The following is a 20,491-nucleotide window of genomic DNA, read 5'->3' as shown; positions in this document are numbered from 1 at the left end:
GCCCGGTCGGCGACCAGCCCGGGGTTACCCGCGGTCGGCCGCGTGCACCAGCCGTCCGTCCTGGTACACCGCGAGGACCCGCTTGCCCAGATCCCGCACGTCGAGAGGATCGCCGTCGACGACGACGAGATCCGCGCGCTTGCCGGGAGCCAGCGAGCCCAGCGACGAGCCGAGGCCCATCAGGTTCGCCGCGGACAGTGTCGCGGCGTGCAAGGCGTCGGCCGGACGCATGCCCTGTTCGACGAGGAGCTCCAGCTCCAGCAGGTTCTCCCCGTGCGGGTACAGCGGCGCGTCGGTGCCCATCGCGATCGGGACGCCTGCCTCGACCGCGCGCCGGACGCTGCTCTCGGTGCGTTCCTTGATCTTCTCGACGATGTGCTCGGGATACCCGGCTCCGGCTTCGACCGCTTGCCGCAGACCGACTCCGGCGCTGAGGGTCGGGACCAGCCAGGTGCCGCGCGCGGCCATCATCTCGAGTGTCTCGTCGTCCAGGAAATGGCCGTGTTCGATGGAGCGGACTCCGTTGCGGACGGCCGCCTTCGCGCCGTCGCCGTGGGCGTGGGCCATCACGGGCAGTCCCGCCGCCGCGGCCTCGTTCACCATCATGGCGATCTCGTCGTCGCGGAAGTGCGCGATCTTCGGCCCGGCGCCGCCGGACACGACGCCGCCGCTGGTCGCGGCTTTGATGACGTCGGCGCCCGCGCGGACCAGTTCCCGGACCTTGCGACGGATCTCCTCCGGGCCGTCCACCACCACGGGCGGGCGGCCCGGGTGCGGCGGCAGCAGGTCCACCACGCACGTCGAGGGCCACCACGGGTCGCCGTGCCCGCCCGTCTGGCTCAGCATGTTCAGCGAGATCTGCATACGGGGCCCGGCGATCAGGCCGCGCTCCTGCGCCACGCGCATCCCGAGGTCGGCGCCCGCGGCGTCCCGGACGGTCGTGACGCCCGCGGCCAGCGTCCGCGCCATGTTCCGCGCGCCTTCGTAGAACTGGAGCGAAAACGGCTGTTGCACGCTCTCGAAGAGATCCGAACTGGTCATCGTGACGTGCACGTGGCAGTCGATCAGGCCGGGCAGCACTCCCCTGCCGGCGCAGTCGACTTCCTCGTCTCCGTCGAGGCCGGTTCCGACTTCGACGATCCGGCCGTCTTCCACCGCTACGTCCGCCGGGTCCGCGCACCGGGACTCCGCGTCGAACAGAGTTCCGCCCCGGAAAACGACCCGCTTCACCGGCTCACCGCCGCCTGGTTGCGGTCCATTGTGGACCCCCTTTTCGTCGCTTGCCGCCGGATGAGCGGAGCCAGTGCGAACAAAAGCAAAGCCAGCACGACCGCGCCCGCGCCGAGCGCGCCGAAGTAACCTGCCGCCGAACGGGCGTCGTAGAACTTCACCAGCTGGGCGCCGATGCCTTGCCCGGCCGCGTTCGACGACAGCCACAACCCCATCGTCTGCGTCGCGAACGCCGCGGGCGCCAGCCTCGTCGTCGCGGACAGCCCGATCGGCGAGAGGCACATCTCGCCGACGGTGACCACCGCGAGGCTGCCGGCCAGCCACAGCGGGTTGGTCTGCCCCGGATGCGCCGCGGGCACCACCATCAGCAGGTACGACAGACCGGCGATCGCCAGTCCCGCGGCGAATTTGTGCGCGGTCGAAGGCGAACGGGGCGAGCGGTCCAGCCGCAGCCACAGCATCGCGAACAGCGGAGTCAGCACGATCAGCACCAGCGAGCCGACCGACTGGAACCACGACGCCGGGATCGCGAACCCGAACGCGTCGAGATCGGTGCTTTCGCCCGCGTACTGCGCGATGACCGTCGCGCCCTGTTCCTGGATGCACCAGAACGCGACCGCCGCGACGAACATCGGAATGTAGGCGCGCACCCTGGCGCGCTCGGCCCGGGTGGTGCGCGAACTGCGCAGCATGACCGTGAAGTAGCCGATGGGAAGCGCGATCGCCAGCACGCTGATGAGGTTGACCGCGCCGTCGGCGTCGAGGATTCCGGTGCTGACCGTCAGCACCGCCAACACGGCCAGAACAGCGATTCCGGCGACGGCCGCGACAAGCCGCGCCCGCGGGATCTCGGCCGGCCGCAACGGGTTCTTCGGGCGATTGCCCACCGGGTTGAGGCGCCGCTGCGACCGGAGATAGACCAGCAGGCCGGCCGCCATTCCCGCCGCGGCGATCCCGAAACCGGCGTGGTAGTCGTAATCCTGGCCCACAGTGCCGACGACCAGCGGGGCGGCCACCGCTCCGACGCTGATGCCCATGTAGTAGATGCTGAACCCGGAGTCGCGCCGCGGATCGTCGGCCGGGTACAGATCGCCGACAGAGGACGAAATCGCCGGTTTCAGCAGTCCCGTTCCGACGACGATGAAGACCATCGAGGCGAACAGCGCTCCGGCGCCCGCCGGGACGGCCAGGCAGATGTGCCCGCACATGATCAGGAACCCGCCGACGAGAGTGGTCCTGCGATCGCCGAGCAGCCGGTCGCTGATCCAGCCGCCGAGGATCGCCGCCAGGTAGATGGCCGAACCGTAGACCGCGATCAGCGGCTTCGCGCTCTCCGGGCGGAGGCCGAGGCCGCCGTCGGAGAGCCGGTCGGTCATGTAGTAAAGCAGCAGCGCGCGCATGCCGTAGTAGGAGAACCGCTCCCACGCCTCGGCGAAGAACAGCCCCACCAGGCCGCGGGGCTGACCGAAGAACGCCCGTTCTTTCCCCATGCCCACCGCACCTTCCGCGTCGACCGCCGCTCCGATGGGAGCAGACGGTACATCTGCCAGATGCGCCAATCAATAGCCGATTCGTCGGCCTGGTATTACCTGAGCCGCCGCATCGTCTTTCGACATGCCTTAAGTGCAGAATATTCGCCGAGCTCGGGGAGATCGGCTAGGTTCTTCCCCGTGCCAGGAACCTCCGACGACGTCGACGAGCTGCTCGTCCGTGCACTGCAACAGGACGGGCGCGCGTCGTTCGAGACGCTGGCCCGCCTGGTCGGGCTCGCCCGCTCGACCACCAAGGCGCGGGTGCAGCGGCTGATCGAGGAGGGCGGGCTCCGGCTGGTCGGTGCGATCCACCCGGCGGTGTTCGGTCTCCACCAGCTCGGGCACGTGATAGTCGAGACCGAGGGCGCCGCCCGTCCGGTCGCCGAGCGGATCGCGGCGCTCGGCGAAACCTCGTTCGTCACCACCACCGCGGGCCGGTTCGCGGTGACGGCCGAGCTGCGAGCCGCCGACCTGGAGGCCTTCGCGGCGGGACTGGCCCGCGTACAGGCCGTCCCCGGCGTCCGGGCGGTGCAGGCGATCACGTATCTGCGGGTCTGGAAGGACCCCTATTTCCCGCCGGGACCGCTGGAGAGCCCGGGGCCGCTCGCGGACCTCGAACTGGACGACGTCGATCACACGCTGCTCGCGCAGCTGCGCGACGACGGGCGCGCGTCGTTCGCCGAACTGGCGAAAGCGACCGGCCTTTCTCCCGGGGCCGCGCGGGCCCGGGTGCTCCGGCTGCTGGAGTCCGGCGTCGTCCACATCGGCGCGCTGGTGCGGCTCAGCCGCTCGACGCGCACCCGCACCATCGGTTTCGCGGTGCACGTGACCGGCGATGCCGAACCGGTGGCCCGCCGGATCGCGGAGTTCGAGAACATCGACTGTTTCGCGACCGGAGTGGGCTGGTGCAACGGAATCGGCAGCATTCAGGCACAGTCCCCCGACGAGGTGCTGGACACGCTCGAACGGCTGCGGGAGCTGCCCGGCGTGCGCACTGTCGAGTCCTGGAGCCATCTGCGGGCGGTCAAGGAGGAGAATGACCGCCCGCTCACCGCCGTCGACCCCGGCCAGGGCTGAGCGGGCGGACTATCCACAGCGGACGTTCCGGAACCGCTGCCGCTCGCTCAGAGCGGGGGCTGGAACCCGCCGATCCGCTCCTCCAGCAGCTCCGCCAGCCGCAGCGGCGTCCGGTCCTCGAACATCGGGCCGACGACCTGCACCCCCACCGGCAGCCCCTCCGGCGAGAAGCCCGCGGGCATCGCCGTGGCGGGCAGACCGGGCATGGTGGCCACGCCGGCCCAGACGAGCTGGTCGAAGAACGGGTACTCGACGCCGTCGATGTCGATCCGGCAGGCCAGCAGATCCGGGTTGTGGTCGTGCGGGAACGCGGGCGTCGGCGTCACCGGGCACACCACGGCGTCGAACTCGGCGAAGAACTGTCGCCAGCCGTAACGGTGCAGTTCTCGGCGGTGGTTCACTCCGAGCCAGTCGCGGTGGGTGAGCACCATTCCCCGCAGTCGCGCCGCGTCCAGGCTCTCGTCGTCCGCGCTCAGTCCGGCGGCACGGGCCTGCAGTTGTTCGTAGGCGTCGACTGGGAAGCGCGCGACGGAGCCGGAGAACAGCAGTTGCGTGTAGAGCGTCGCGGCTTCGGTCAGGTCGGGCAGCAACGGGCTGTGTCGTTCGACCCGGGCGCCGGCGTCGGCGAGTGCGTCGGCTACCCGGTTCACTCCGGCTCGTACTGCGCTGCCGGTCGGGATGAAGGGGTGGTCTTCGAGGAGCAAAACTCGGAAGTCGCCCAGCTGCTCGTGGCGTGCGGGCGGCAGGGCCAGGTCGTGCGCCACGCCGTAGGTCAGCGGGTCCGGTCCGGCCATGACGTCGAGCAGCAGCGCCAGGTCGCGGGCGGTGCGCGCCATCGGGCCGACGACGGCGAGATCCAGGTCGTGCGGCAACGGCAGTTCGTTCGGCAACACCATGCCGCGGTTCGCCACCAGGCCCAGCGACGGCTTGTGCCCGTAGACACCGCAGAAATGCGCGGGGGTGCGCAGCGAGCCGCCGATGTCGGAGCCGATGGACAGGGCGCCGAAACCCGCCGCCAGCGCCGCCGACGACCCGCCGGAAGAACCGCCTGGCGTGCGGTCGTGGTCCCACGGGTTGTTGGTGGTGCCGTAAACCGGGTTGGAGCTCTGCAAGCCCTGAAGGCCAAGGGGCACATTGGTTTTGCCGAGAATGACCGCGCCTGCGGACTTGAGCCGCGAGACCTGGACCGCGTCTTCGGCGGGCAGGAAGTCCCGGTGCTGCGGCATGCCCCAGGTCGTGGGCAGACCGGCGACGTTGTAGCACTCCTTGACGGTCACCGGGATTCCGAGCAGCGGCCGATCTTCGCCGCGGGCACGCGCCCGGTCGGCCTCCTGCGCGGCGGCGCGGGCACGGTCGAAGTCCGGGACGCACATCGCATTGAGTGCTTTGTCTTCCCGCTCGATGCGGGCGATCGCCTCGTCGGTCAGCTCCGCCGAGGTCGCTTCGCCTGCCCGCATGGCGGCCGTGAGTTCTTCGGCCGAGTGAAAGTTCCGCTCCATGAATTCGACCGTAACGGGCACCCGGCGGAGCCATAAAACATTATTTTCCGCAACGACGACCTTTCGTCGACGGACGCGGTCCGGCCGCTGCGAGATGAGCCGCGCGAACCGGTCAGCGGTCCCAGAATCCTTGCTGTTCCAGCAAAGCCACCGCGCGCTCGCCCGCGTCGGCGAGGTGTTTCTCCACCAGCGTGCGCGCCCGGGCGGCCGAGCGGGCGGACAGCGCGTCCAGGATCAGCCGGTGGTCGCCCCGGGCCTTGACCGGCCAGTCCTCGTGTGCCTCGTAAAAACCGTGCGACACGGTTTTGGCCAGAATGCCGAGAAGCGACAGGAGCCGCCGCGAGTCGGCGGCGTAATTGATTCTCCGGTGGAACTCGTAGTTCAGCCGTTCCTGTTCGGCCCGGTCCACCGCGGACTCCATCCGGTCCGCGAGATCGTGCAGCGCCTGGAGGCTTTCCGGAGAGAGGTTTCTCGCCGCGCGCTCCGCGGCCAGTCCGGACACGACGCCGAACACGCGGTAATGGTCCCGGATGTCGTCGCGCGTCATCCGGGCGACGAACGCGCCGCGGCGGGCGATGTGCTCGACCACGCCTTCGTGGTCGAGGGTGATCAGGGCTTCGCGGATCGGCAGTTTGCTGATGCCGAGTTCGTCGGCCAGCGCTTCCTGGTCGATCTTCGCGCCGGCGCGCAACTGGCCGGAGAAGACGCGGCGCCGGATCTCCTGGGCGGCCATCGCCTTGAGATTCCCCGGACCGGTGCGGCGCGGTCCGGCACTCGTGGTTTCGGGCATCGCCACGACCTTCTCCCATCCCTGCGTCGGCGGCGGTATCGGATGAAGTATTACACGGCAGGGGCTCGCTCAGGCGGGTGAGCCGCCTCCGCCGGGAGCGCCCTTCGCTGCCAAAAACTGCCGCTGACCTGCGCACTCACTGGCAGCCTGCGTCGCCCGGCAGTGTGAGACATTCGATGATTTCTGATAAAGTATTTTCTCAGCGGGCGATCTGGGTCATAGTGGGCGGCATGGCAGCAGCGGTTACCCCCGAGGACTTCCGGCCCATCCTGGAGCTGGTGCGCGACTTCGTCCGGACCAAGGTCGTCCCGCGCGAGCAGGAGATCATGGACGGCAACGCCATCCCGGACGATCTGCGCGCGCAGGCCGCGGAGATGGGCCTGTTCGGCTACGCGATCCCCCAGGAATGGGGCGGGCTCGGGCTCGACCTGACCCAGGACGTCGAACTGGCGATGGAGTTCGGCTACACGTCGCTGGCGCTGCGGTCGATGTTCGGCACCAACAACGGCATCGCCGGGCAGGTGCTGGTCGGCTTCGGCACCGACGAGCAGAAGAGCCAGTGGCTGGAGCGCATCGCCTCGGGCGAGGTCGTCGCGTCGTTCGCGCTGACCGAGCCCGGCGCCGGGTCCAATCCCGCCGGGCTGCGCACCAAGGCGGTGCGCGACGGGGACGACTGGGTCATCGACGGGCAGAAGCGGTTCATCACCAACGCACCGATCGCGGATCTGTTCGTCGTCTTCGCGCGCACCCGTCCCGCCGACGACTCCGGGCCGGGCATCGCGGTGTTCCTCGTGCCCGCGGACACGCCGGGGCTGGCGGTCGGGCCTAAGGACAAGAAGATGGGCCAGGAGGGCGCCTGGACCGCGGACGTCACCTTCAGCAACGTCCGAGTGCCTGCCTCCGCGCTCGTCGGCGGCAACGAAGACGACGGGTACCGCGCCGCGATGACCTCTCTCGCGCGGGGTCGCGTGCACATCGCCGCGCTCGCCGTGGGTTCCGCGCAGCGGGCGTTGGACGAATCCGTCGCGTACGCCGCTTCGGCGACGCAGGGCGGTCAGCCGATCGGCGATTTCCAGCTGGTGCAAGCGATGCTGGCGGATCAGCAGACCGGCGTGCTGGCCGGACGTGCGCTGGTGCGGGAGACCGCGGCGCGCTACGTGTCCGGCGAAGACCGCCGGATCGGGCCCTCGGCCGCGAAGCTGTACTGCACCGAGATGGCGGGCAAGGTCGCCGACCTCGCGGTGCAGGTCCACGGCGGCACCGGGTACATGCGAGACGTGCCGGTCGAGCGGATCTACCGCGACATCCGGCTGCTGCGGCTCTACGAGGGCACCAGCGAAATCCAGCGTCTCATCATCGGCGGCGGCCTGGTCCGGCAGGCGAAGAAGGCGCAGAAATGACCAGCCGCGCGGCCACGCGGGCGCGGGAGGCCACGACGCTCCTGTTCGTCCCGGGCGACCGGCCGGAGCGGTTCGGCAAGGCGATGGCGGCTGGGCCGAGCTTGGTCGTGCTCGATCTGGAGGACGCCGTCGCACCCGACCGCAAGGCGTACGCGCGGGAACAAGTCGTCGCGTGGCTCGAGGAGAACCCCGAGTGCGCGGTGCGGGTAAACGCCGCCGGCACCGCCTGGCACGACGAAGACCTCGCCGTGCTCAGGCGGCGCCGGTGCACCGTGATGCTGCCGAAGGCCGAACCGGCGACGACGCGCGCGGCGGCCGAGCAGCTCGGCGTCCTGCCGGTCCTGATCGCGCTGGTCGAGACCGCGCGCGGCGTCCTGGACGCGCGCGAGACCGCGACCGTGCCGAACGTGCAGCGCCTCGCGTTCGGCAGCTTCGATCTGGCCGCGGAGCTCGGCGCCGATCCAGCTGACCGGGACGCGTTCGTCGCCGCGCGCGGTGCGGTCGTCCTCGCCTCCGCGGCAGCGGGACTGCCCGGACCTATCGACGGCGTCACCGCGGAGCTGGACAACGAGCCGCACCTCACCGACGAGGTCCACTACGCGCGGCGGCTCGGGTTCGCCGGAAAGCTGTGCGTGCACCCGAAACAGGTACCTGTCGCCGCCGCGGCGCTGCGGCCGACGCGCGAGGAAGTCCGCTGGGCACAGTCGATCCTCGACGCCGGCGCGGACGGCGCGGTCGCGGTGAACGGGCAGATGGTCGACAAGCCGGTGCTGGAGCGCGCCCAGCGGGTGCTCCGGCAGGCACGAGAAGGGAACGGGCGATGACGCTCGCCGACGACGAACAGCAGATGGTCGCCCTGGTCGCGGAGTTCGTGGACGAACGGGTCCGGCCCCGGGTCCGCGAATTCGAGGCCGACGACATCTACCCCGCCGAGTTCATCGACGAGATGAAGAAACTCGGCTTCTTCGGGCTGCTCGCCCCGGCCGAATACGGCGGCGTGGACGTCAGCACCGCGTGTTTCGCCCGCGTCACCGAGGAACTCGCGCGCGGCTGGATGAGCCTGGCGGGCGCGATCGGCGGGCACTCCGTCATCACTTATCTGATCAAGACGTTCGGCACGCCGGAGCAGCGCGAGAAGTACCTGCCCGCCATGGCCGAGGGACGGATCCGCGCGACAATGGCGCTGACCGAACCCGGCGGCGGCAGCGACCTCCAGGCGATGCGCACCCAGGCGGTGCCGGGCGAAAAGGGCTACACCGTCACCGGGTCGAAAACCTGGATCTCCAACGCCGCGCACTCCGGCCTGATCGGCCTCCTGTGCATCACCGATCGCGCCGCTTCCCCCGCCCATCGCGGGATGAGCGTGCTGCTGGTCGAACCCGGCGACGGGCTCACCATCTCGAAGAAGCTCCCGAAACTCGGCTACCGCGGCGTCGAAGCCTGCGAACTGGTCTTCGACGGCCAGCAGGTGCCTGCGGACGCGGTCCTCGGCGGCACGCCGAACCAGGGCTGGTCGCACATGATGCGCGGGCTGGAAGTCGGCCGGATTCAGGTCGCTTCGCGCGCGTTGGGCGTCGGGCAGGCCGCGTTGAACGACGCCGTCCGCTATGCCCAGGAACGCGAGTCGTTCGGCAAGCCGATCTGGAAACACCAGTCCGTCGGCAACCTTCTCGCCGATATGGCCACGAAGATGCGCGCGGCGCGACTGCTCACTTTGGACGCTGCGGAGAAGCTCGACGCGGGCGAACGCGCGGACATGGAAGCCGGGATGGCGAAGCTGTTCGCGTCGGAAACCGCGATGCAGGTCGCGCTTGACGCCATCCGCGTCCACGGCGGCTACGGCTACTCCCGGGAATACGACGTCGAACGCTACTTCCGCGACGCGCCGCTGATGATCGTCGGCGAAGGCACCAACGAAATCCAGCGCAACGTCATCGCCGCGCAACTCGTCGCGCGCAACAAGATCTGAGGGAATCCCATGACTCTGCTCAACGGCCGGACCGCTGTCGTCACCGGTGGCGCGCAAGGCATCGGACTCGCCATCGCCCAGCTGTTCGTCGCCCAGGGCGCCCGCGTGGTGCTCGGCGACATCGACGGCGCAGCGGCCGCGAAAGCCGCCGAGAGCCTGGACGGGGAAGCCGTCGGCGTCGCCTGCGACGTCACCAAAGCATCCGATGTGGACGCTTTGCTCGCCGCCGCGGACAAGGCGTTCTCCCCGGTCGACGTGTTCGTCAACAACGCGGGCATCACCCGCGACGCGACGATGCGGACCATGACCGAGGACGAGTTCGACCAGGTGATTTCCGTACACCTCAAGGGAACCTGGAACGGCACCCGCAAGGCCGCCGCGATCATGCGCGAACGCAAGAGCGGCGCGATCGTGAACCTGTCCTCGCTGTCGGGCAAGGTCGGCATGGTCGGGCAGACCAACTACTCCGCCGCCAAGGCCGGGATCGTCGGGCTGACCAAGGCTGCCGCGAAGGAGATGGCGCACCACGGCGTCCGGGTCAACGCGATCCAGCCCGGCCTGATCCGCACCGCGATGACCGAGGCCATGCCGCAGAAGGCGTGGGACCAGAAGATGGCCGAGATCCCGATGCACCGTGCGGGCGAGGTCGGCGAAATCGCTTCGGTGGCGCTGTTCCTCGCGTCCGATCTGTCCTCCTACATGACCGGCACGGTGCTCGAGGTGACCGGCGGGCGGTTCATGTGACCGGATGGGAACCGCACGCGGTCACGACCGCTGAGCTGGTGGACCCGGCCCCGGTCGCGGCCCTGGCCGCGCTGTTCGACAACGGGCTGCCGGCGCCGCGGCCGGGCGACGACCTGCCGCCGCTGTGGCACTGGGTCGCACTCCCCCGCTGGCCGGTCTCTTCCGGACTCGGCCCCGACGGACACCCCGTGCGCGGCACGTTCCTGCCGCCGATCGACCTGCCGCGGCGGATGTTCGCCGGAGGGGAAGTCCTGCTGCGCCGGGCCCCGAAGATCGGCGAGACGGTGACCCGCCGCTCCATTGTGGACTCGGTGACGGAGAAATCCGGTCGCTCCGGGAAGCTGGTGATCGTCGTGGTGCGGACCGTGCTGTCCGGTGTGGACGGTTCACCGCTGGTCGAAGAACGACAGGACATCATCTACCGCGAAGCGGGCGCGACCGCCTCCGAGGCGGCGCCCGGGGAACCTGCGGAACTGGCGGGAGCCCCGTTCCGCCGCGGCGACGACGGCTGGGGCTTCGCCACCGATCCCGCCTTGCTGATGCGTTTCTCCGCAGCCACCGCGAACGCGCACCGCATCCACTACGACTGGCCCTACGCGACCCGGACCGAGGGCTATCCCGGCCTGGTCGTGCACGGCCCGTTGATGTCCCTCGCGCTGGCCGAGGTGCTGCGGCTGGACTCCCCCGGTGCGCGGGTGACCCGGCTGGCGCACCGCAACCTGGCCCCGCTGTTCTGCGGCCAGCCCGCGCGACTGCGCACCGAGCCGCGGCCCGGCGGCGCGACCCTGACCCTCGTCGGGGACGCCGGGCCGCGCACCAGCCTCGAAGCCGACTATCACGAGGAAGGCACTTCCCATGCGTGACGCCGTCATCTGCGAACCTGTCCGCACGCCGATCGGCCGCTTCGGCGGAGCGCTGAAGAGCGTCCCCGCCGCCGACCTCGGCACGATCGCGCTCAAGGGCTTGCTGGAACGCACCGGCCTGCCCGCCGACGCGATCGACGACGTCATCCTCGGCCACTGCTACCCCAGCGCCGAAGCCCCCGCGATCGGCCGCGTCGTCGCCCTCGACGCCGGGCTGCCGGTCACCGTCCCCGGCATGCAGGTCGACCGGCGCTGCGGATCCGGACTGCAGTCGGTGCTGCTCGCCGCCTTGCAAGTGCAGGCGGGTGCGAGCGACCTCATCGTCGCCGGCGGCGCGGAAAGCATGTCCAAGACCGTCTTCTACGCCAACGACCTGCGGTGGGGCGCGAGCGGCGCGGGCGTCCACCTGCACGACTCGCTCACGCGCGGCCGTCAGACGCCCGGCGGCAAGCACTACCCGGTGCCCGGCGGGATGCTGGAGACCGCGGAGAACCTGCGGCGGCAGTACGGCATCAGCCGCGAAGAGCAGGACCGGCTCGCCGCAGCCTCGCATCAGCGGGCCGTCGCCGCGCAGCAGTCCGGGGTGTTCGCCGAGGAGATCATCCCGGTGCCGGTCGAGACGCGGAAGGGCACCGTCGTCGTGGACACCGACGAGCACCCGCGTCCGGACACGACCGTCGAAACCCTCGCCAAGCTCCGGCCGGTGCTGGGCAAGCAGGATCCGGAGGCGACGGTCACCGCGGGCAACGCCAGCGGCCAGAACGACGCCGCCGCCGTGTGCGTCGTGACCACCCGCGAACGCGCCGCGGAACTGGGGCTGCGCCCGCTCGTCCGGCTGGTCTCGCACGGCGTCGCCGGGGTCGAGCCGAAGGTGATGGGCATCGGGCCGGTGCCCGCTTCGGCGCTCGCGCTGGAACGTGCCGGGCTGAAGATCGCGGACATCGACCTGATCGAGCTCAACGAGGCGTTCGCCGCGCAGGCGCTGGCGTGCACCCGCGAATGGGGTTTCGGCGAGTCCGACTTCGACCGGCTCAACGTGCACGGCTCCGGGATCTCGCTGGGCCACCCGGTCGGCGCGACCGGGACCCGGATCCTCGCCACGATGGCGCGGGAAATGCAGCGCCGCGAAGCCCGCTACGGGCTGGAAACCATGTGCATCGGCGGCGGGCAGGGGCTGGCCGCGGTCTTCGAGCGGGTGTCGGAGTGACCCGGGTTTTCGGCTCGGCGGACGAGGTACGGGCCGCGCTCGGCGAGGAAATCGGGCCGACCGGGTGGTTCGCCGTCGACCAGGCGCGGATCGACGCGTTCGCCGAGGCCACCGGCGACCGGCAGTGGATCCACACCGATCCCGAGCGGGCCGCGAACGGGCCGTTCGGGTCGACGATCGCGCACGGTTTCCTCACCCTGTCGCTGATCCCGTACTTCAGCGCGCAGCTGGTCCGGCTCGACTTCGGGTCCGCGCGGATCAACTACGGGCTGGGCAAGGTCCGCTTCCCGGCGCCGGTTCCGGTCGGCTCGCGGCTGCGCGCCAGCGCGTCGTTCGCCGAGGTGAAAGAAGGCGCCGCTGGAGTCACCGTGACCACGCGGTACACGGTGGAGCTGGAAGGCGCCGGGAAACCGGCGTGCGTCGCCGAAACCTTGGTGGTCGTGGCCTGATGACCGATTTCTGCCGTCTCGACGAAGCCGTCTCCCGCCACGTCCGCGAGGGCGACGCGCTGCACGTCATCCTGGGCCACAGCCGGTGGAGCGCGCTGGTGCGCGAGATCGCGCGGCAGCACTGGCAGCAGCCGTCGCGGTTCACGCTGATCATGGCGAGCCTGTCGTCGCTCGGCGCGGTGCTGTTCCGTTCCGGGTGCCTGGAGAAGGTCGTGACTGTCTACTCGGGAGATTCGTTTCCCGTGTTCACCCCGAATCCGGTGTTCCAGCAGGCTTACGCGGACGGCTCGGTCGAGGTCGAGAACTGGTCTTTCCTGAGCTACATCCAGGGTCTGCGCGCCGCGGCGACCGGCGTGCCCGCAGTGGTCACCGGCTCGGTGCGCGACTCCTCGATGGCCGAGAACCCCGGCTACGCGGAGGTCGACACGCCGTTCGGCCGCATCGGCCTGGTCGCGCCGCTCACCCCCGACGTCGCGATCCTGCACGCGGCGGTCGCCGACCGGCACGGCAATCTGGCCGTCGCCCCGCCGATGTTCGAGGGCTCGATCGGCGCGTTCGCCGCGCGTCGCGGGGTGCTGGCGACGGTGGAGAAAGTCGTCGACGACCTGCGGCCGTGGGCATCGTTCGTCCGGATTCCGGCGCACCGGGTGCTGGCCGTGGCGGAGGCTCCCTTCGGCGCGCATCCCGGCGGAGTCTTCCCCGGTACGGAAGGCGCGCGGCTGCCGGTGGACGGCTACGCCGAGGACGTCGAGTTCTGGATCGCGGCACGGGAAGCCAGCCGTTCGGCGGACTTCGACGACTGGATCCGCGAGTGGATCCTCCTGGATCACGACGCTTACCTGGCCAAACTCGGCGAAGCGCGGCTCAACGCGCTGACCCGGACCCTCGGGCAGCCGACGCCGCCCACCGGCCGCGGCGAGCACACCGGGCCGGTGACCCGTCCGGAACGCGCGGCGACGTGGCTCGCCGCGCTCGTCCGGGCGCGGATCGCCGAAACCGGCGCCGACGGGGTGCTGGCCGGAGCCGGGCTGGCGAACCTCGCCGCCTGGGCAGCCGTCGAACAGGCGAAGGCGGAGGGGCACGAAGTCGCGCTGGCGGCCGAACTCGGCCTCTGGGACTACTCGCCGACCCCCGGCGACCCGTTCATCTTCAGCTTCGCCAATTTCCCGTCGTCCTCGATGCTGCTCGACACCGAACAGGCGCTGGGAAATCTCGTGAACGGCCCGGCCACGCGGTCGATCGCCTGCGTCGGAGCCGCGGAAATCGACCGGCACGGCAACATCAACACCACCCGCGTCGCCGGCGGTCCGTATCTCGTCGGTTCGGGCGGCGGCAACGACGTCGTGACCGGCGCCGACGAGACGTACGTCGTCGGCACGATGAGCCCGCGGCGGTTCATCGAAAAGTGCAGCTACATCACCAGTCCCGGCGCGCGGGTCCGGGCAGTGGTCACCGACCTCGGCATCCTCGCCCAGCGCGACGGCGAACTCGTGCTCACCGCGATCGCTCCCGGGCCGGAGCCGCTGGCCGAACGCGTCGCGCAGGTCCGGTCGCGCTGCGGCTGGGACCTCGCTGTCGCCGACGATCTGCGCGAACTGCCCGAGGTGACCGCGGACGACGCACAACAGCTGCGCAAATACGACCGCGAAGGCTTGTTCCTCCGCGACGGCAAGAAGGGAGCGGCATGAGTCGCTACGCACGATTCGAGAACCTGCGAGTGGACGGACCGGACGAGGACGGCGTCGTCGAACTCGTCCTCGACGCCCCGAACCTCAACGCGGTCAGCGAAGCCGCGCACGCCGAGCTCGCCGACATCTGGCGCGAGTTCGACCGCGATCCTTCGGTGAAAGCCGTCCTGCTGCGCGGCGAAGGCAAGGGCTTCTCCGCGGGCGGCTCGTTCGACCTGGTCGAAAAGCTGGCCACCGACTTCGAGGCCCGCTCCCGCACCATGCGCGAGGCGCGCGACCTCGTCTACAACGTGATCGACTGCTCGAAGCCGATCGTCTCGGCGATCCACGGCCCCGCCGTCGGCGCCGGACTCGTCGCCGGAGTGCTCGCGGACGTCTCCGTGGTCACCGCGAACGCGAAGATCATCGACGGCCACACCCGGCTGGGCGTCGCCGCGGGCGACCACGCGGCGGTGTGCTGGCCGCTGCTGTGCGGGATGGCGAAAGCCAAGTACTACCTGATGACCTGCCGCCCGCTGAACGGCGCCGAAGCCGAGCGGATCGGCCTGGTGTCGCTGTGCGTCGAGGAAGAAGCCGACCTGCTGCCCACCGCCCGCGAGATCGCGCACGAGCTGGCGAACGGCGCGCCCACCGCGATCCGCTGGACCAAACAGAGCCTCAACCTCTGGTACCGCCAGCTCGCCGGCGCGATCTTCGATTCCTCGCTGGCACTGGAGTTCTACGGGTTCGGCGGTCCTGAAGTGCACGAAGGCCTCGCTTCCCACCGCGAACGCCGCAAGCCGGACTTCTCCCGGGTGCACGACGCATGAACCCCGCACTGCTGGACGGATTGCGGGTGGTCGAGCTGTCCGCATACGTCGCGACGCCGTTGTGCGGGCTCACGCTCGCCCAGCTCGGCGCGGACGTCGTGCGCGTCGAACCGCTCGGCGGCGCCGCGGACCGCACGCGTTGGCCCTTGTCCGACTCCGGGACCAGCCTCTACTGGTCCGGGCTGAACAAAGGAAAGCGGGCCGTCGCGGTCGACCTGGAGTCCGAAGCGGACCGTCGCCGGGTGGCCGAGCTGATTCTCGACGGCGGCCCGTGCGCGGTCGTGACGAACACTTCCCGGCACGCCGATCTCGGGTACGAGGCACTGAGCGCGCGGCGGCCGGATCTCATCCACGTGCTGCTGGACGGCCGAGCCGACGGCGGTGCCGCGGTCGACTACACCGTCCAAGCCGCGACCGGCTTCCCGCTGCTCACCGGCACCGGAACCGAGCCGGTCAACCATGTGGTGCCCGCCTGGGACGTGTGCGCCGGACTGTACCTCGCGGTGGGCCTGCTCGCTGCCGAACGGCACCGGCAGGTCACCGGCGAGGGCCGGTCGATCCGGGTAGCGCTGGAGGACGTCGCCCTCGCCACCGCCGGGAACCTCGGTTATCTCGCCGAAGCGCAGCTGACCGACCACTCGCGCACCAAGTCCGGCAACGAGATCTACGGCACCTACGGCGACGATTTCGAGACTGCCGACGGGGTCCGGGTGATGATCGTGCTGCTCACCGAACGGCACTGGCACAAGATGCTCGCCGCGACCGGACTGGCCGGCGCCTTCGCCGGGTTGAGCGAGGCGCTGGGGATCTCGTTCGCCACCGAGTCCGACCGGTACCGGCATCGGGACGTGATCACGCCGCTGCTGGCCCGGTGGTTCGGGCAGACACCGTACGACGAGGTGGCGGAAGTGCTTGCCCGGCACCGGATTTTGTGGGAACGGTACCGCAGCTTCGCCGAACTCGGCCGGGACGGCGGCGCGGCGCTGCGGGATCTGGCGCTGTTCGGGAAGGTGGATCAGCCGGGGGCCGGGGCGCATTGGGCGCCGAAGTCGCCGGTGCAGGTGGACGGCGGCCGGCTCGATCCACGGCCCGCGCCGGAGGTCGGCCAGCACAATGACGAGGTGCTGGGCGGGTCTGCGGGCTGACGGTGTCGGGCTCGCAGCCCGAAGCCGTGATCGTGATCGCGGAACGGGTGCACGCCGGGCGCTGGAAATCCACGACGCACCCGAACCGGCTCGAGGCAGCGGGTCCGCCTCGAGCCGTGGCAGGTACTTACTTCTGTGCGGCTTCTTTGCTGACGCCGCTCGGTCCGTCGTACGTGCGGTCGGGCAGGCCGCGCAGCACGTCGAGCGTGCCGGAATCCGCGCCGTTGCGCTCGGCGGCGGAGACCAGGTCGTCCCGGTTGGCCGGGTAGTCGACGCCGGCGAGGTCCTTCTGCAACTGGATGGGGTTGATGTCAGCCATGGCGTCCGCCTACCCCTGCCGATCGGGAACAAACGCCCGCGCGGCAAAGCGCCCAGGTTTATCCCCGTCTGAGGCGGAAATACCGCCAGTGACCGCACCGACGACGAGGAGACCGGACATGACCGCACCCGGGCCCGAACCGGACGACGCGCCGGGTCTCGAACCCGGCGGTTCCGTGCCGCCCGGCGACACCCCGCCCGACGCCGGGCAGACTTCGGGACTCTCGCATCCGCAACCGATGCCGTCGCGCAAACTGCCTGTTCTCTGGCTCGTCGTGGTCGCGATCATCGTGCTCGGGGTGGCCGCGTTCTTCGTGCTCCGCGCCGTCGACTGGTTCTGACGAGCAAGGTTCGCAGGCCTCAGGCAAGCGGCGCGGCGTTCGCGGAAATCCGTTTCGAGCGGTGCCGCGGTGGCTTTACCGTGGCGTGGTGATGACGCAGGTGATCCTTCTCAACGGTGGTTCCAGTTCGGGGAAGTCCGGGATCGTCCGGTGTCTGCAGGCACTCCTGCCTGATCCGTGGCTGGCCTTCGGGACGGATACCTTCGTTGAGGCGATGCCCGCGTCCGTGCGGGCGTCGAACGCCGGGATCGAATTCGCTCCGGACGGACAGGTGAGCGTCGGGCCGGAGTTCCGGACGCTGGAAGCGGCATGGATCGAGGGGGTCGCCGCGATGGCCCGCGCGGGTGCCCGGGTCATCGTCGACGAGGTCTTCCTCGGCGGAACGGACTCGCGGAAGCGATGGCAGAAGGCCCTTGGCGACCTGCGGGTGCTGTGGGTCGGCGTCCGCTGCGACAGCGCGGTTGCCGCGGGCCGCGAGATCGCACGAGGCGACCGGGTCGTCGGCATGGCGGCGGCCCAGGCGGAGGTGGTCCACCGGGGCATGGTCTATGACCTGGAGGTGGACACCACGCGTACCGAATCGTTGGAGTGTGCGCGGACCATCGCCGCACACGTCAGCTGATCGGTGACCCGGCGAACTTCCGGCGAGCGCGACCGACCGAGCCGTTTGCGAGTGATCTCCGCCGGGAATTCGCGCCACGAGGTGATCGACGTGGTGCGAACCGATGTGCCGGCGCGGATGGATCGGCTGCCCTGGTCTTCGTGGCATTGGCTGATGCTCGTCGGGCTGGGCACGGTATGGATCCTCGACGGGCTCGAGGTGACCATCGTCAGCGCCCTGTCGGATCGGCTGACCGAACCGGGCAGCGGGCTGGTCCTGTCCGAAACCCAGGTCGGGCTCGCGACCTCGTGCTACGTCACCGGCGCGGTCTGCGGTTCGCTGTTCTTCGGTTACCTGACCGACCGCTGGGGCCGGAAACGCCTGTTCCTGCTGACCCTCGCGCTCTACCTGCTCGCCACCGTCCTGACCGCGTTTTCCTTTGCCCCATGGTGGTTTTTCGTCATGCGGTTCCTCACCGGCGCGGGCATCGGCGGCGAGTACGCGGCGATCAACTCCGCGATCGACGAGCTCGTGCCTGCCCGTTGGCGCGCGACGGTCAGTCTCGCGGTCAACGGCTCGTACTGGTTCGGCGCGGCCGGCGGTGCGGCGCTCAGCCTGGTTCTGCTCGACGTCGGCTTGATCCCGGCGTGGCTGGGCTGGCGGCTGGCGTTCGGGCTGGGCGCGGTGCTCGGCCTGTTCATCCTGATCGTCCGCCGCACCGTCCCGGAAAGTCCGCGCTGGTTGTTCACGCACGGCCGAGCCGAAGAAGCGGACCGAGTGGTCACCGGGATCGAAGAGCACGTCCGCGAAGCGACCGGGGAACAGCTCGAACCGGTCGACGACACCATCGAGGTCGAGGAACGCACGCGCACCAGCCTGACCGAAGTCGCGGTGACCCTCGTGCGCAGCTACCCGAGACGGACGCTGCTCGGGCTCGCCCTCTTCGTCGGGCAGGCGTTCCTGTACAACGCCGTCTACTTCACCCAGGGTCTGGTGCTGAGCCGGTTCTTCGGCGTTTCCAGCGGATCCGTCGGGCTCTACCTGGTACCGCTCGCAGCGGGCAGTTTCGTCGGGCCGCTGGTTCTCGCGCGGTTTTTCGACTCGATCGGCCGCCGTCCGATGATCATCACCAGCTACCTCGGCTCAGGCGTGCTGCTCGTCGGGACGGGGCTGCTGTTCCAAGCCGGCGTGCTGTCCGCGCTCACCCTGACGATCGCCTGGTGCGCGGTGTTTTTCCTGGCTTCGGCCGGTGCCAGCTCGGCGTATCTCACGGTGTCGGAGATCTTCCCGCTGGAGGTGCGCGCGCTGGCGATCGCGATCTTCTACTCCGTCGGCACCGGGCTCGGCGGGATCATCGGGCCGGTGCTGTTCGGCAGCCTGGTCGAAAGCGGCGTCGTGGCGAACGTGGCCTTCGGCTACTACCTGGGCGCGGGCATGATGATCGCTGGCGGCCTGGCCGAGGCGGTGCTGGGGATCCGGGCTGAGCGGCGTTCGCTCGAATCGGTGGCCAAACCGTTGTCGGCCAAGGCAGCGACCGGATGACCGCCCCGGGCCGCAAGATCGCGGGAGAGAACCGCCAGCGACGCCGGGACGCTGCCGACGCGGTGCCGTGGTCGCTTCGGGTCGCGGCGGCAGCGAGCTGGCGGTTCCTGGTCGTCCTGACGATGCTCGGGGTCGTCGCGTGGACGCTCGGCTATCTCGCGCAGGTCACTGTCCCGATCGGGATCGCCCTGCTCCTGTCGGCGTTGTTCGCGCCGCTGGTCGAGCGGCTGGTGCGCTGGCACGTGCCCCGCGCGCTGGCGACGCTCATCGCGATCGTCGTCGGGCTTGCCGTCCTCGGCGGGGTTCTCGCGCTGGTGATCACCACGGTCACCGCGAGCCTTCCGCAGCTGGGCAGCCAGGTCGGAGCGAGCCTCGCGCGCATCAACAACTGGCTGCAGCACGGACCGCTGCACCTGCCGCAGGTGCAGCAGCTCCTCGACAAGGCGGTCAACACGATCCAGGGCAACACCGCCGAACTCACCTCGCGGGTGCTCTCCACCGCGGCGACCGTCGGCGGCGTGCTGACCGAGATGCTGCTGACGTTGTTCGTGCTCGTTTTCTTTTTGTACAGCGGCAATCAGGTCTGGCGCTTCCTGCTGCGGATCGTGCCCGCCTCCTCCCGCGACGAGATCGACGTCGCCGGGCGCCGCGGATTCGCCTCGCTGGTCAGCTACGTGCGCGCGACCGTCGCGGTGGCCTGTGTGGACGCGGTCTGCATCGGACTCGGCATCTGGCTGGTCGGGGTCCCGCTCGCGGTGCCGCTGGCGGCGCTGATCTTCATCGGCGCGTTCGTGCCGATCCTCGGCGCAGTGGTGACCGGCGCGGTCGCCGTGCTGATCGCACTGGTCGCCAACGGATTCGTCGCGGCGGGCATCGTGCTCGCGGTCGTCGTCGCGGTGATGCAGCTGGAAAGCCATGTGCTGCAGCCGTTCCTGCTCGGCCGCGCGGTCCGGCTGCATCCGCTGGCCGTGGTGCTGGGCATCGCGCTCGGCCTGGAGGTCGCCGGGATCGTCGGGGCCCTGCTCGCGGTGCCGATCCTGGCCGTCGCGAAAGCCGCGTTCGGGTCGTTGCTGCGCGACCCGCGGCTGGATCCGGTCGACATCGACCCACTGCTGCCCGCCAACGCCCGCACCGCCGGACGATCAAGGGTTTCGGCCGTGCGGAGGCGGGTAACCGCACGTCGGAGGGACTCTGATGACGAGCTTGATCACTGACAACGCCGATGGCGCAGCACCGCGAAGGGGACCGCTCGAACGCGGGTTTCCGCTACCCCGGCCGGCACCGCCG

At 70.2% G+C, this 20,491-nt stretch carries 20 protein-coding genes; 15 read left to right on the top strand and 5 right to left on the bottom strand.

The features are described 5' to 3' along the window. Window positions 1-24 precede the first annotated feature (24 nt). Together L3Q65_RS12740 and L3Q65_RS12735 are read right to left on the bottom strand one after the other, a co-directional pair. Window positions 25-1,230: an amidohydrolase family protein gene (locus tag L3Q65_RS12740; RefSeq protein WP_182889384.1), complete on the bottom strand. Its 1,206-nt coding sequence runs from the start codon at window positions 1,228-1,230 to the stop codon at window positions 25-27. Further along, window positions 1,227-2,720, bottom strand: coding sequence for a peptide MFS transporter (locus tag L3Q65_RS12735; RefSeq protein WP_237599739.1), 1,494 nt, complete (start codon window positions 2,718-2,720; stop codon window positions 1,227-1,229). The genes L3Q65_RS12740 and L3Q65_RS12735 overlap by 4 nt, the downstream gene beginning before the upstream one ends. Before the next feature lie 180 nt (window positions 2,721-2,900). Between L3Q65_RS12735 and L3Q65_RS12730 the strand changes: the two genes are divergently transcribed. Beyond that, on the top strand, window positions 2,901-3,839 hold the full coding sequence (locus L3Q65_RS12730; RefSeq protein ID WP_237599738.1) for an Lrp/AsnC family transcriptional regulator: 939 nt from the start codon (window positions 2,901-2,903) through the stop codon (window positions 3,837-3,839). A gap of 47 nt (window positions 3,840-3,886) precedes the next feature. Here L3Q65_RS12730 and L3Q65_RS12725 read toward each other — a convergent pair whose 3' ends face one another. Together L3Q65_RS12725 and L3Q65_RS12720 are read right to left on the bottom strand one after the other, a co-directional pair. After that, window positions 3,887-5,338, bottom strand: coding sequence for an amidase (locus tag L3Q65_RS12725; RefSeq protein ID WP_237599737.1), 1,452 nt, complete (start codon window positions 5,336-5,338; stop codon window positions 3,887-3,889). A gap of 112 nt (window positions 5,339-5,450) precedes the next feature. Further along, a complete protein-coding gene (locus tag L3Q65_RS12720) occupies window positions 5,451-6,128 on the bottom strand; it encodes a GntR family transcriptional regulator (protein WP_237599736.1) in 678 nt (225 codons plus the stop codon). Window positions 6,129-6,358: 230 nt separating this feature from the next. Between L3Q65_RS12720 and L3Q65_RS12715 the strand changes: the two genes are divergently transcribed. The 10 genes from L3Q65_RS12715 to L3Q65_RS12670 are packed head-to-tail and all read left to right on the top strand — an operon-like array spanning window position 6,359 to window position 16,402. Further along, a complete protein-coding gene (locus L3Q65_RS12715) occupies window positions 6,359-7,528 on the top strand; it encodes an acyl-CoA dehydrogenase family protein (protein ID WP_237599735.1) in 1,170 nt (389 codons plus the stop codon). After that, window positions 7,525-8,352 carry a CoA ester lyase gene (locus L3Q65_RS12710; RefSeq protein ID WP_237599734.1) on the top strand — a complete coding sequence of 276 codons (828 nt, stop codon included), beginning with the start codon at window positions 7,525-7,527 and terminating at the stop codon, window positions 8,350-8,352. Before L3Q65_RS12715 ends, L3Q65_RS12710 begins: the two co-directional genes overlap by 4 nt. Further along, a complete protein-coding gene (locus L3Q65_RS12705) occupies window positions 8,349-9,497 on the top strand; it encodes an acyl-CoA dehydrogenase family protein (RefSeq protein ID WP_237599733.1) in 1,149 nt (382 codons plus the stop codon). Before L3Q65_RS12710 ends, L3Q65_RS12705 begins: the two co-directional genes overlap by 4 nt. A 9-nt stretch (window positions 9,498-9,506) precedes the next feature. Beyond that, window positions 9,507-10,241 (top strand): 3-oxoacyl-ACP reductase FabG, encoded by a 735-nt coding sequence (gene fabG / locus L3Q65_RS12700; RefSeq protein ID WP_182889392.1) that lies wholly within the window; start codon window positions 9,507-9,509, stop codon window positions 10,239-10,241. After that, window positions 10,238-11,104 carry a MaoC family dehydratase N-terminal domain-containing protein gene (locus tag L3Q65_RS12695; RefSeq protein ID WP_237599732.1) on the top strand — a complete coding sequence of 289 codons (867 nt, stop codon included), beginning with the start codon at window positions 10,238-10,240 and terminating at the stop codon, window positions 11,102-11,104. The genes fabG and L3Q65_RS12695 overlap by 4 nt, the downstream gene beginning before the upstream one ends. Next, window positions 11,097-12,311, top strand: a complete 1,215-nt coding sequence (locus tag L3Q65_RS12690) for an acetyl-CoA C-acetyltransferase (protein ID WP_237599731.1) — start codon at window positions 11,097-11,099, stop codon at window positions 12,309-12,311. The genes L3Q65_RS12695 and L3Q65_RS12690 overlap by 8 nt, the downstream gene beginning before the upstream one ends. Then, the gene (locus tag L3Q65_RS12685; protein WP_182889395.1) at window positions 12,308-12,760 is read left to right on the top strand and encodes a MaoC family dehydratase; all 453 of its coding nucleotides are present in this window, start codon (window positions 12,308-12,310) and stop codon (window positions 12,758-12,760) included. The genes L3Q65_RS12690 and L3Q65_RS12685 overlap by 4 nt, the downstream gene beginning before the upstream one ends. Beyond that, on the top strand, window positions 12,760-14,448 hold the full coding sequence (locus tag L3Q65_RS12680) for a CoA-transferase (protein WP_237599730.1): 1,689 nt from the start codon (window positions 12,760-12,762) through the stop codon (window positions 14,446-14,448). The genes L3Q65_RS12685 and L3Q65_RS12680 overlap by 1 nt, the downstream gene beginning before the upstream one ends. Continuing rightward, window positions 14,445-15,257 carry an enoyl-CoA hydratase/isomerase family protein gene (locus tag L3Q65_RS12675; protein WP_237599729.1) on the top strand — a complete coding sequence of 271 codons (813 nt, stop codon included), beginning with the start codon at window positions 14,445-14,447 and terminating at the stop codon, window positions 15,255-15,257. Before L3Q65_RS12680 ends, L3Q65_RS12675 begins: the two co-directional genes overlap by 4 nt. After that, window positions 15,254-16,402 (top strand): CoA transferase, encoded by a 1,149-nt coding sequence (locus L3Q65_RS12670; protein ID WP_237599728.1) that lies wholly within the window; start codon window positions 15,254-15,256, stop codon window positions 16,400-16,402. The genes L3Q65_RS12675 and L3Q65_RS12670 overlap by 4 nt, the downstream gene beginning before the upstream one ends. Window positions 16,403-16,529: 127 nt before the next feature. Here L3Q65_RS12670 and L3Q65_RS12665 read toward each other — a convergent pair whose 3' ends face one another. Next, on the bottom strand, window positions 16,530-16,721 hold the full coding sequence (locus L3Q65_RS12665) for a DUF2795 domain-containing protein (RefSeq protein ID WP_043838616.1): 192 nt from the start codon (window positions 16,719-16,721) through the stop codon (window positions 16,530-16,532). 118 nt (window positions 16,722-16,839) lie between these two features. Here L3Q65_RS12665 and L3Q65_RS12660 point away from each other — a divergent pair, with 118 nt between their 5' ends. The 4 genes from L3Q65_RS12660 to L3Q65_RS12645 all read left to right on the top strand — a co-directional run bounded on the left by L3Q65_RS12660 (window position 16,840) and on the right by L3Q65_RS12645 (window position 20,418). Next, window positions 16,840-17,061, top strand: coding sequence for a DUF6480 family protein (locus L3Q65_RS12660; protein ID WP_182889400.1), 222 nt, complete (start codon window positions 16,840-16,842; stop codon window positions 17,059-17,061). A 91-nt stretch (window positions 17,062-17,152) separates the two neighbouring features. Next, window positions 17,153-17,683, top strand: coding sequence for a chloramphenicol phosphotransferase CPT (gene cpt, locus L3Q65_RS12655; protein ID WP_220506729.1), 531 nt, complete (start codon window positions 17,153-17,155; stop codon window positions 17,681-17,683). Between the two features lie 90 nt (window positions 17,684-17,773). Further along, on the top strand, window positions 17,774-19,204 hold the full coding sequence (locus L3Q65_RS12650; protein ID WP_237599727.1) for an MFS transporter: 1,431 nt from the start codon (window positions 17,774-17,776) through the stop codon (window positions 19,202-19,204). Continuing rightward, window positions 19,201-20,418, top strand: coding sequence for an AI-2E family transporter (locus L3Q65_RS12645; RefSeq protein WP_237599726.1), 1,218 nt, complete (start codon window positions 19,201-19,203; stop codon window positions 20,416-20,418). Before L3Q65_RS12650 ends, L3Q65_RS12645 begins: the two co-directional genes overlap by 4 nt. Window positions 20,419-20,491 lie beyond the last annotated feature (73 nt).

This window comes from Amycolatopsis sp. FU40 (assembly GCF_021903635.1).
Lineage (GTDB): Bacteria > Actinomycetota > Actinomycetes > Mycobacteriales > Pseudonocardiaceae > Amycolatopsis > Amycolatopsis dendrobii.
The sequence above is the reverse complement of the archived record's forward strand: the minus strand, read 5'-3'. Positions and strand labels throughout refer to the sequence as shown.